This window comes from Methylocystis sp., assembly GCF_046349115.1.
Classification (GTDB): Bacteria; Pseudomonadota; Alphaproteobacteria; order Rhizobiales; family Beijerinckiaceae; genus Methylocystis.
The window spans coordinates 145,506-156,505 of sequence record NZ_JAXMCX010000001.1; the positions used below are offsets into that span (position 1 = coordinate 145,506).

At 63.0% G+C, this 11,000-nt stretch carries 8 protein-coding genes and 1 tRNA gene; 7 read left to right on the top strand and 2 right to left on the bottom strand.

Annotation, left to right across the window (positions count from 1 at the left end):
• Positions 1–504 precede the first annotated feature (504 nt).
• Positions 505–999 carry a YqhA family protein gene (locus tag U1E20_RS00700; protein WP_409978664.1) on the top strand — a complete coding sequence of 165 codons (495 nt, stop codon included), beginning with the start codon at positions 505–507 and terminating at the stop codon, positions 997–999.
• Positions 1,000–1,247: 248 nt separating this feature from the next.
• Here U1E20_RS00700 and U1E20_RS00705 read toward each other — a convergent pair.
• Positions 1,248–1,324: transfer RNA gene (locus U1E20_RS00705), tRNA-Asp, on the bottom strand.
• Between the two features lie 220 nt (positions 1,325–1,544).
• Here U1E20_RS00705 and U1E20_RS00710 point away from each other — a divergent pair.
• The 4 genes from U1E20_RS00710 (at position 1,545) to U1E20_RS00725 (ending at position 7,063) form a co-directional block, all read left to right on the top strand.
• Complete coding sequence (locus tag U1E20_RS00710) at positions 1,545–1,814, top strand: succinate dehydrogenase assembly factor 2 (RefSeq protein ID WP_409978665.1); 270 nt, start codon at positions 1,545–1,547, stop codon at positions 1,812–1,814.
• A gap of 8 nt (positions 1,815–1,822) precedes the next feature.
• A complete protein-coding gene (mfd, locus tag U1E20_RS00715; protein WP_409979616.1) occupies positions 1,823–5,347 on the top strand; it encodes a transcription-repair coupling factor in 3,525 nt (1,174 codons plus the stop codon).
• Between the two features lie 195 nt (positions 5,348–5,542).
• Positions 5,543–5,773: a hypothetical protein gene (locus U1E20_RS00720; protein WP_409978666.1), complete on the top strand. Its 231-nt coding sequence runs from the start codon at positions 5,543–5,545 to the stop codon at positions 5,771–5,773.
• Positions 5,774–6,076: 303 nt separating this feature from the next.
• Positions 6,077–7,063: a Spy/CpxP family protein refolding chaperone gene (locus U1E20_RS00725; RefSeq protein WP_409978667.1), complete on the top strand. Its 987-nt coding sequence runs from the start codon at positions 6,077–6,079 to the stop codon at positions 7,061–7,063.
• A gap of 99 nt (positions 7,064–7,162) precedes the next feature.
• Here U1E20_RS00725 and U1E20_RS00730 read toward each other — a convergent pair whose 3' ends face one another.
• Positions 7,163–8,815, bottom strand: a complete 1,653-nt coding sequence (locus U1E20_RS00730) for a multicopper oxidase family protein (RefSeq protein ID WP_409978668.1) — start codon at positions 8,813–8,815, stop codon at positions 7,163–7,165.
• A gap of 219 nt (positions 8,816–9,034) precedes the next feature.
• On the opposite strand from U1E20_RS00730, the gene U1E20_RS00735 reads away from it, so the two are divergent.
• The gene (locus U1E20_RS00735; RefSeq protein ID WP_409978669.1) at positions 9,035–10,045 is read left to right on the top strand and encodes a TonB family protein; all 1,011 of its coding nucleotides are present in this window, start codon (positions 9,035–9,037) and stop codon (positions 10,043–10,045) included.
• Positions 10,046–10,247: 202 nt separating this feature from the next.
• Positions 10,248–10,895, top strand: a complete 648-nt coding sequence (locus U1E20_RS00740) for an integrase arm-type DNA-binding domain-containing protein (RefSeq protein WP_409978670.1) — start codon at positions 10,248–10,250, stop codon at positions 10,893–10,895.
• The last annotated feature ends 105 nt before the right edge of the window (positions 10,896–11,000 follow it).

Below are 11,000 nucleotides of genomic sequence, written 5' to 3' on the forward strand. Positions count from 1 at the left end.
GGAGCCCGGGCCCACCGATCAAGTTGTAAGTATCCGACTTCGCATCTTCGACAAGATCCCCGATCCACGACGCCAATAACTCGGGTGGCGTAAACAGGCGTCTGCGTGAGCGTCCGTCTTGACCTTGAGCGCGCGCAGCGTTGCCGGTTATCATTGTCTAGAGCAGATGCGGAAATGCTGGTTTTGCTCTGGATTCGATCCATTCAATCAGATTTCGTATCCGATCGTCGGCGCCTCGACGAGGCGTGCCGCCTCGGCGAATTCCGCAGCGAATGCGCGTATCTGCCGCGTTTCCGACTCAAGCGTCCCTTTTTGTCAAGGGAGCCGCGTTGAAGCTTGCGAGAGGAAGTAGCGCGCGCAAGGAGGCAAGCCACAGCGGCCGTTTGAACCAACGCGCTCGCTTAATCGCAAGGGCGAAACGATTGCGCCTGTGCGTTGACGGCGCCGGCGTAACCGTTTTGAGTGCGGGAGCGGCTATCTCCGCTGACCGACCGAGGATGCGCGATGTTGAGGCGTCTGATCGAGCGCTACATTTTCTTGACGCGCTGGCTCTTGCTTCCCTTCCTGTTGATGCTCGGCGTCGGCTTGATCGGCATGGTTTTGAAGGCGGGAAAGAATACGCTTCATATTATACAAGTATTATTTTCGGAGAATGACGCGAATATCAAAGTCCATTTACTGGAATTGGTCGATCTTACGCTAATTTCTGCGCTGGTGATCATCGTAACGATCTCTATATATGGCAATTTTGTTTATAAAATCAACGAAGAGGATATGGCTGGTCGGCCGGCCTGGATGGCTTCGGTGGATTTTTCACAGCTTAAGTTGAACCTTCTCACCACGATCGTCGTGATATCTGCAGTTAGGTTGCTTGAAGTATTCATGGAAGTGCCGCAAATGTACAGCCCCGATATATATTATTATATCGCTTTGCATTTAACTTTGGTTTTCTCACGGCTGGCGATGGCTTTCTCGCCAAAGAGCCCCGTCAAGGAATGAAATTCTGGATTAAGCGCAATCGGGGTCGACGTCGCCGAGCATTGCCGCGCCACACGGACAGCCGGTTGCATCGCTGACAATGATCATGGTGCGCGCGCGCCGAAAACCGCGGCTTTCAACCAGCTTGGCCAAACGCTCCAATTGCGGCGAAAGACCGCCGGAACGCGGCGACGGCGGCGTCCCGCCACGCTTGCGAAAAACGCCGAAAATGGCGATCTGCGGGGATCGTTTAGGATTTTCGCTCTGCATGGCGAGAGAGACGGGACTTGAACCCGCGACCTCCGGCGTGACAGGCCGGCGCTCTAACCAACTGAGCTACTCCCCCGCGAGCGCGCGCGGACGCGAGAGGCGCCAGATAGCGCAGGCGCATCTTGAGGTCAAGGAAGTTCGATTCCGACGTCGTGAAACGCGCTCGGGCGAAGAGTCGGGGAGCGTCTCAGCGGGGCGACGCGCATTCGGACGCCGGCGCCTTTCCCTTCCCTTTACGCGCCCTTTGCCTTTCCTTTGCGCCTGGATTAAGCCTCGCGCCATCTAGGGAGACCGACTTGGACGACGACATGCGCAGGCGGCGCATCAAGGTGCGCGCCTGGCGCCGAGGCCTGCGCGAAATGGATATATTGATGGGGCGATTCGTGGATGCGCGCGTCGAAGCGCTTCCGGCTGAAGCGCTCGACGAGCTTGAGACGCTGCTCGATTTGCCGGACGACGCGGTCTACCGTTGGCTGTCGGGAACCGAAGCGCCGCCCGCCGAGCATGATACGCCGCTTCTGCGGCAGATCATCGCCTTCCACCGCCACGACGGACCCATCCATTGAACGTCGCCGTGAGCAAGCAGAAGAAAGCGGCGGCGGGGCTCGAAGCGGCGCGCTCAGGCCTCATCAAGGGCGAGAGGCTGATTTTCGCCCATGCGCCGGAAGGCTTCGACGCCTTCGTCGGCGCCGATCTCGCGCGCGCGCTGGCGCGCGAGGCCGAGGGACGCGCGGCGGTCTTCGTCCATGTCGCGCGCGACGCCGCGCGCTCGGCCGCCTTTCGCGCCGCCCTGCGCTTCGCCCATCCCGACGCCGAAATCCTCGACATTCCCGGCTGGGACTGCCAGCCCTATGACCGGGTGTCGCCGCACGCCGGCATTGTCGCGCGGCGCATGACCGCGCTCTCGCGGCTGACGCGCGCCAAATCCGCGTCCGAACGGCCGCGCGTCGTCACGACGACGATCGACTGTCTGCTGCAGCGCGTTCCGCCGTATAAGCTCGTCGCCGCCGAAAGCTTCGCCGCCGCGCCCGGCAATGTGGTGAAGCTCGACGAATTGGCGCTCTGGCTCGAAGCGAATGGCTATCTGCGGGCGAGCACGGTGCGCGAGACCGGCGAATACGCCCAGCGCGGCGGCATCGTCGATCTTTTCCCGCCTGGATTGCCGGCGCCGATCCGTCTCGATTTCTTCGGCGACACGCTCGAATCGATCCGTTCCTTCGATCCTGATACGCAGCGCGCGACGGGACAACTCCGCGCGCTCGACCTCACGCCTATGAGCGAATTGCGCTTGACGAGCGAGACGATGCGCCGGTTTCGCCAGTCCTACGCCGCGCGCTTTGGCGGCCAGACCCGCGGCGACGCGCTTTATGAGGCGGTGAGCGAGGGCCGGCGCTTTCACGGCATGGAACATTGGCTGCCGCTGTTTTACGAGCGGATGGATACGCTCTTCGACTATCTCGGCGAGGCGCCGATCCTACTCGATCCGCTGGTCGACGACGCGGCGACCGAACGCGTCAAGCAGATCGAGGATTATTACGACGCGCGCAAATTCGCGCATGATCTCGATCCCGCCGCCTCGAACTACAAGCCGCTCGAACCGCGCGAACTCTATCTGTCGATAGACGAATGGCGTACCGCGACGGAAGCGCGCGCAGCGGCGCAGTTCTCTCCCTTCGCGGCGCATGAGGGCGAAAGGGCGATCGATTGCGGCGCGCGGCCCGGCCGCGACTTCGCGCCCGAGCGCAACACGCCCGACGTCAATGTGTTCCAGGCCGCCGCCGACCATGTCCAGGCGCTGAGCGACGCGGGTAGGAAAATCGTCGTCGCCGGCTGGTCGGAAGGCTCCTGCGAGCGGCTGGGCCATGTGCTCGCCGAACATGGCCTGTCCGATCTGCCGCGCGTCGCATCGCTGCCGCAGGCCTTGTCCCACAGCGTTTCCGTCGCCGTCCTCGGGCTCGAACATGGCTTCGAGACCGACGCCTATGCGGTCATCGGCGAGCAGGACATTCTCGGCGATCGTTTCGTGCGCCGCCGCCGCGCGCGCAAGCCGAATGAAAATCTCCTCGGCGAAGTCGCCGCGCTGTCCGCCGGCGATCTTGTCGTCCATGTCGATCACGGCATCGGCCGCTTTATCGGACTCGAGACCATCTCGGCCGCCGGCGCGCCGCATGACTGTCTCGAACTCCACTACGCCGGCGGCGACAAACTCTATCTCCCCGTCGAGAATATCGAGCTTCTGACGCGCTACGGCGGCGAGGATGCCGAGGCGCAGCTCGACCGGCTGGGCGGCGCCGGCTGGCAGACGCGCAAATCGCGGATGAAGAATCGCATCCGCGAAATGGCCAAGGGCCTGATCGAAATCGCGGCGCAGCGGCAGTTGCGCGAGGCGCCCAAGCTCGCGCCGCCGGAAGGGCTCTACGACGAATTCTGCGCGCGCTTTCCTTACGATGAAACCGAGGATCAGCTCGCCGCCATCGAGACGACGCTCGACGATCTCGCTTCCGGACGCCCGATGGACCGGCTGGTGTGCGGCGACGTCGGCTTCGGCAAGACCGAGGTCGCGCTGCGCGCCGCCTTCTGCGTGGCGATCAACGGCAAGCAGGTGGCGGTCGTCGCGCCGACCACGCTGCTGGCGCGTCAGCATTACAAGACCTTCACCGAGCGTTTCGCCGGGCTGCCGGTGCGCATTGGACGGCTGTCGCGCATGGTCGGCGCCGCCGAGGCGCGCGAGACGAAGAAGGACCTCGCCGACGGCCGCATCGAGATTTTGATCGGCACCCACGCCGTGCTCGGCAAGACCGTGAGCTTCAAGGATCTCGGACTCGTCATCATCGACGAGGAGCAGCATTTCGGCGTCGGCCATAAGGAGCGCTTGAAGGAGCTGCGTGCGGAAGTGCATGTTCTGACGCTCTCGGCGACGCCGATACCGCGCACGCTGCAGCTCGCCATGACCGGCGTGCGCGAACTTTCGATCATCGCGACGCCGCCGATCGACCGGCTCGCGGTGCGCAGCTTCGTTTCGCCCTTCGATCCGCTCATCGTGCGCGAGGCGCTGCTGCGCGAGCGCTATCGCGGCGGCCAGGCCTTTTTCGTCTGTCCGCGCATCGAGGACCTTGAAGAGGCCGCGGCGTTTCTGCGCGAAAACGCGCCTGAATCGAAATTCGTCATCGCGCATGGGCAGATGAGCGCGAGTGAACTCGAAGATAAAATGTCGGCCTTCTACGACGGCAAGTTCGACATTCTTCTGTCGACGACGATCGTCGAATCGGGCCTCGACATTCCGCGCGCCAACACGCTGGTCGTCTGGCGGGCCGACATGTTCGGCCTTGCGCAGCTCTATCAGCTGCGCGGCCGCGTCGGACGCTCGAAATTGCGCGCCTATGCGCTGTTCACGACGCCCGCCAACCGAACGATCACGCCGCAGGCGCAAAAGCGCCTCGACGTGCTGCAGTCGCTCGATACGCTTGGCGCGGGCTTTCAGCTCGCCAGCCACGATCTTGATATTCGCGGCGCCGGCAATCTGCTCGGCGAAGAACAGTCCGGCCACATCAAGGAGGTCGGCTACGAACTCTATCAGCAGATGCTCGCCGATGCGATTATGCTGCTGAAGGCGGGCGTCGAAGAGCCGCAGGAGGAAGCCTGGTCGCCGACCATCGCCATCGGCGCGCCGGTGACGATACCCGAGGATTATGTCGCCGATCTCACGCTGCGCCTGCAGCTCTATCGCCGGCTGTCGACGCTCGAAACGGATCAGGACATCGAGGCATTCGCCACCGAGATGATCGACCGATTCGGTCCGATTCCGCCCGAGGTGGAGCAACTCCTGGAGATCGTCGCGATCAAGGCGCTGTGCCGGCGCGCCCATGTGGAAAAGATCGACGCCGGTCCGAAGGGCGTCATTGTCGCCTTCCGCGAGGACAAATTCGCCAATCCCGCAGGGCTCGTGCGTTTCGTCGCCGAGCAGGGGACGGGCGCCAAGGTGCGTCCCGACATGCGACTCGTTTTCATTCGCGAATTCGACACGATGAAACAGCGACTCACGGGCACGCGCCGAATTTTACGCACGCTGGTCGAAATCGCCGAGAAGAAAGCGGCTTAACGCCGTCGCGTCGCTTCGCTGGCGGCGCGCGTTCTTTCGCGGCTGCGAAGCAAATCTGCGGCATTTCGGCGCAACGGTCATTGTAGAAATTACGACACGAAAAAATAGCATTCTATGCGCGCGGAACCCGCGCGCCTCTCGCCGCCAATTGGGAATGGCCGGCGGGAGATATTCAAATCATCAGGGAGAGGAAACATGGCTTATAAGCTTTTCGCCGTCGTCGCCCTCGCTTCGGCAGCGACCCTGACGGGTCATGCCTGCGCTGGCGAGCAAACAGCGGCCAGCGATTGGAAGGCGCCTCAGGTCGTCGGCCAGCCCGGCTACAAGGAAGAAGCCGCCAAGCCGCGCGAGGCCGCCGCGCCGCGCGCCGTCGGTCAGGATCCTTATGCGGCGCATAATCCGAACGCGTCGTCGGACAAGCGCTGAGGACGGATCGAGCGGTCTTCGCGGCGCGCCGCAGCGCCAAATGAGATCGCATCGATTATTTGGCCTTACAGAAAACATGCGAGCGGCGGGCCCGCGTCCGCCGCTTTTTGCATTGCATGATTTGTTGTGGCGATCGCGTGACGATTCGCCCATCGCGCAACGGCTCGATCTGTGACAAAGTTGCAGACGATCAAAGGCGCCTGATGCTGGGTTAGGCGCGCCACTTGCGCGAAACTCCAAAAAGATTCGTCGCGCCCGCGACGGCAGGAGCAATCGCGACAAACATCGCCAGGGGAGGACGCCATGACAACGCGACAACAAGCCTCGCGCGGAAAATTGCTTGCGGCGAGCGCCGCCGCTTTGCTTCTCGCCGCGGGAGTCTCCGTGGCCAAGGCGCAACAAAGCGGCGCCGAACATGGCGGCATGGACCATAGTAAGATGGATCACGGCGCCGCCGGCGCGCCGGCGCAATGGGCGGACCCCGGCAAGGCTGAGTCCGGCGCGGCCGAAGAACATCAGGCGGAAGCCGGCAAGGCCGACGAAGGCCATGCGGGCCATCACGGCGGCATGGGCGAGATGAAGGGCGGCATGTCCGGCATGGGCCATGGCGACGGCAAGAGCGGCGACGGCAAGAGCGGCGACGGCAAGAGCGGCGGCGGCATGGGCGGCGGCATGGGCGGGATGATGGGCGGCATGTCGGGCATGAGCCATGGCGACGGCAAGGATGGCGGCGGCATGGGCGGCATGATGGGCGGCATGATGGGCGGCATGATGGGCGGCATGTCGGGCGGGATGTCGCACTCCGGCGGCGGGATGATGAACAAAATGGTCTGTGGCTTCGCCGATCATCTCGAAGGACGGCTGGCCTATCTCAAGGCGGAATTGAAACTCACCGACTCGCAAACGGGGGCGTGGAACGTTTTCGCGGATTCGTGGCGCGCCGCGGCGCAAAGGGCGAAGCAAAAATGCGACGCCGCCGATATGCGCGCGGACCATTCCAAGCCGGCGGTGCTGAACAAGCTGACGATGATGGAGAACCATATGGTCGACCATCTTGACGTCGTGCGCGCGCAGAAGGGCGCGATCGAGTCGCTGTTTACGAATTTGAGCGACGAGCAGAAGAAAATCGCCAATGAGACGCTGACCGGAATCATGAAGGTCGGCATTTCGATGGGCGACATGATGGGCGGCGGCATGGGCGACATGATGGGTGGCGGCATGTCGCATTCCGGCGGCGGCGGCGGCAAAGGCGGCATGATGGGCGGCGGCATGGGAGGGATGCAGCATTAATACCGCGCCAAATCATTCCCGGCAGGCGCGCAGGCCGGCCGGGAATGCGTTAGGCGGATTGCCTGATTGTCAGCGCTCGCGCCGGCGCGCGGAGCCGCTCTATTCCACCGAGAACTCGCGCATCATGCCCGCATCCTCATGTTCGAGGTTGTGGCAATGATACATGAAGCGGCCTTTGAAATCGCCGAACTGCTTGACGATCCGCAGCCGCTCGCCAGGCGCGACGAGAACGGTGTCCTTCAACCCGCTGTCGATGAAGCCTTCGCGTATCGTGGCATAGGCGTCCTCATCGCCCTCGAAGCCGCGCTCGATGATTTCGAATTGCTGGCCGTGCAGATGGATGGGATGGGCCATCGACATCATGCCCATCATGCCCATCCCTCTTCCCATGCCTCTTCCCATGCCGCCCATGCGTCCGCGCATCATGCCGCCGCCCATTCCACCCATGCCGCCCATGCCCATGCCCATGCCCATGCCGCCGCGCTCATGAAAAATCTCGATGAGCTGCGTCGTGTCGACGGGGATGCGCTCGCGCGGCTCGATATCGTCGTGATCATAGGGCCGGCCGTTCAGCAGCATCGCCATATGCGCCATGGTGATCGCAATTGGGATCGGATTGTCGGGATTGGCGATGTCCTCCTTGCGAAATCGCCGGATCGTCGAGAGCTTCTCCGGCGGTTTCCACGGTTCGACTAAGCTTCTCGTCACCGTCGCCGCAAACAGAGGGAATTCTTCGCCCATCGGCACATCGCTTCCCATCATGCGCTGCGCCATCGGCGGGATAAGGCCGTAGAATTCGCCGCTCATCATCGTCAGCTTCGCGCCTTGCGGGCGACCGCTGAAATCGACGATGAGATCGACGCGCTCGGCCGGCGCGAGCATCACGTAAGGACGAGTCTCCGCCTTCTCCAAAAGTCCGCCGTCGACGCCGATCACGTTCAGCGGCGTGCGATCGTCCCAGCACAGCTTGTAGATGCGCGCGTTCGAAGCGTTGAGAATCCGCAGGCGATAGGGACGGCTCGCCACGTCGAGCGTGAGATTGCGTCGCCCGTTGACGAGCAGGCGGTCGCCGTAAAAGCCGAACATGCTCGTATGCATGTCGCCGCCATAGGCGAGCTGATTGTCGTCGTCGAAGGAGCGATCCTGAATGACCAGCGGAATTTCGAATTCGCCGGACGGCAGACCGAGCGCGCGCTCCTCTTCGTCCTCGACGATGATCGCGCCGGCGAGGCCCCGATAGACCTGCGTCGCGGTCTTTTCATGAGTGTGCGGATGGTAGAAATACATGCCGGCGCGATTGCGGATGTCGAATTCATAGACGTAGGTTTCGCCAGGATCGATCGCCGCCGCCGGATGGCCGTCCATCAGCATCGGCACATGCAGGCCGTGCCAATGGGTGATGGTTTCCTCCGGCAATTCATTGCGCAGCCTGATGCGGACCTTCTGTCCTTTGGAGAACCGCAGCTGCGGGCCGAGATAGCTCTCGGGCGTCGCGGTCAGCGCATGCGCCGGACCTTTGATGAGATTGCCGGCGTAGCGCCAGACGCGCGTCGGCTTGCCGGTCAGGATCGGCGTCTCGGCGGGCTTGCAGATCAATTCGAGGTCGACGTCGGGATCGAAGGCGTCGGACGCGCGGTTGGGCGCGATCCGCCGCATCGCATGGCCCTGGCCATGGGCCGAGGCGCCGATCGTCGCGATCGCGCCGGCGCCGAGCAGAAATCCGCGGCGCGACAGGCTTCCAAAACGCTCCATGCATTTCCCCCGCTCGCGGCGTTCGAGCGCCGCTTAAATTAGCAGTATCTTATATATGATCGGCGCCGCGCCCTGATAACTGCGGCAAAAGGCTCATCGTTTTGCGGGGGCGCGTTTTTGCCCAAAGCCGGCTATAAGTTGCGTCGTGGCGCGGCCCGATCACCCATTCAGATCAATTACGCAAGCAGCGGCGCCGCTGGAGCTCGGCTTTCCATCGCGATGAACGACAGCATCGGACAACGCGCCATCAGCGGGGCCTTGGCCGTCGAATTCCTTCGGCGACGCCGTGCGGCCGGGATACGGCCACGCTTCGTCGTCTTTCTCCTGCTGTGCCTCCTGGCGCATCTCTGCGTCATTCTTTTCCTGCTGTGGGAGGATTGGCGCCTGGCGCGCGAAGCGCCGCCCATCGCCGAGGAAATCCCGGTCGAGGTGATCACCGAGCCGCCGCCGCCTGCGGCTGGGCAGGAGACGCCTCCGCCTCCCGAGCCGGAAAAGCCGCCCGAGAAGCAAGAGGAGCAGAAGAAGCCCCCGCCGTCGCCGCCCGTCGAGGACGAGAAGCCGGCCTTCGACGCGCCGGAGGCTGAAAGCAAGACCAAATCCGACGTCAACGCGCCGGAGGAGAAGGAGCTCAAGAGTCCGAAAAGCGAGCAGAAGAAGGACGATCTCACGCCCAAGGACGACAAGCCCGAGGGCATGAAGGAGGGCGTCGACGAAACCGGAAAGGCCAAGGCGCCGGAAGAGACAAAGGAGAAGCCGGTCGAGGACAAGAGCGACGCCGAGATCATCGAGGAGGCCGCGCCGCAAGAAAAGCCGCAGGAGAAGCCCGATCCGAACGAGAAGGGCGTGGTGAAGAAGGGCGACTCCAATTCGATCGCCGATCAGCTCGCGGCGCTCGCGCCGATACCGGACTATCAGCTCGCGGCGCCGCGCAAGCCCTCGCCGGTCGGCGGCGGCCACGCCAAGACCACCTATCTAACGATCCTCTATGGCCTCATCATGCCGCATATGCACATTCCGCCGCGGGTGAGAGGGAGCGGCGTGGTCGGCAGAGGCGCGATCGTGTTCTACATCGACGAGATGGGCAATCTCACCCATCAGGCGGTGCATCAGGCGAGCGGCGCGCCTGATTTGGACGCCGCCGCGCTCAACGCGGTCCGCCGCGCCGCCCCCTTCCCGCCGCCGCCACGCGGCCTGCCGCATTCGATGTTGTTCAGCTATGCGACGAAGTGAGGGGCGGGGTTGTTGGCGTGCGTCTGCGATGCGCTGACGATGGTGGGCGGCACAAGGATTGAACCTGTGACCCCTCCCGTGTGAAGGGAGTGATTCAAGCTTTTTCCGTTTTGTTCCTGTTTGCATAAAATTGACAAGATACTGATTTTACATTGATTTAGTTTTATCTGATTTGAAGCCGGTTGCGCGGATTTGTTGCGCCGTGGCAACTAGTTGGTTGCTAGAAGACCACTCCCTACCCGTGATCACGCTCAAAGATATAGCCGCGCTCGGCGCAGATTCCGTTGTTTGGGACGCCGGAAAGGGAGCCGTCGCGGGATTCGGCGCGCGGCGTCAGAAAGGCGTGGCCGTCGCCTACATTGTCAAATATCGGAACGCCGCAGGAAAACAGCGCTGGCACACGATAGGACGCCATGGGGCGCCATGGACGCCCGACATGGCGCGCGCCGAGGCCCGTCGCATCCTGGGCGATGTCGCCAGGGGTCTTGATCCCGCCTTCGCCAAGCGGGCCGAGCGGCATATGGAGACCGTCGCGGACCTTTGCGAACTATACAGGCAAGAAACCGCGGCCGGGCGCATCCTCACGCGCCGAAAGGTCATGAAAAAGCCGGGCACACTCGACGGCGACCGTGGGCGGATCGATCGCCATATCGTGCCGATCATGGGCGAAATGAAGATAGCAGCGGTGACGCGGAAGGACGTTGAGCGGTTCCGTGACGCCGTGGCAGAGGGGAGGACGGCTATCGAGATTAAGACCGGCAAGCAGGGCCTCGCGCGCGTCACTGGCGGAAAGGGAACCGCCACGCGGGCGTTGGGCCGTCGACGAGAATTTGCACGACCGCTTCTATGACGTTCGCGACGCCGTTGCAGTCGCCAAGCAGGTCAAAGAAACAAAGCGAGCGGCCGAAGTCGCGGTCGTCGATGCGCGAACGAAGAAATCGGTCATCAAGGTCGA

What these genes read in the sequence shown, in the direction of transcription:
- U1E20_RS00700 (WP_409978664.1), top strand. Translation starts at nt 505, where the DNA reads ATGTTGAGGCGTCTGATCGAGCGCTACATTTTCTTGACGCGCTGGCTC.
- U1E20_RS00720 (WP_409978666.1), top strand. Translation starts at nt 5,543, where the DNA reads ATGGCTTATAAGCTTTTCGCCGTCGTCGCCCTCGCTTCGGCAGCGACC.
- U1E20_RS00725 (WP_409978667.1), top strand. Translation starts at nt 6,077, where the DNA reads ATGACAACGCGACAACAAGCCTCGCGCGGAAAATTGCTTGCGGCGAGC.
- U1E20_RS00730 (WP_409978668.1), bottom strand. Translation starts at nt 8,815, where the DNA reads ATGGAGCGTTTTGGAAGCCTGTCGCGCCGCGGATTTCTGCTCGGCGCC.
- U1E20_RS00735 (WP_409978669.1), top strand. Translation starts at nt 9,035, where the DNA reads ATGAACGACAGCATCGGACAACGCGCCATCAGCGGGGCCTTGGCCGTC.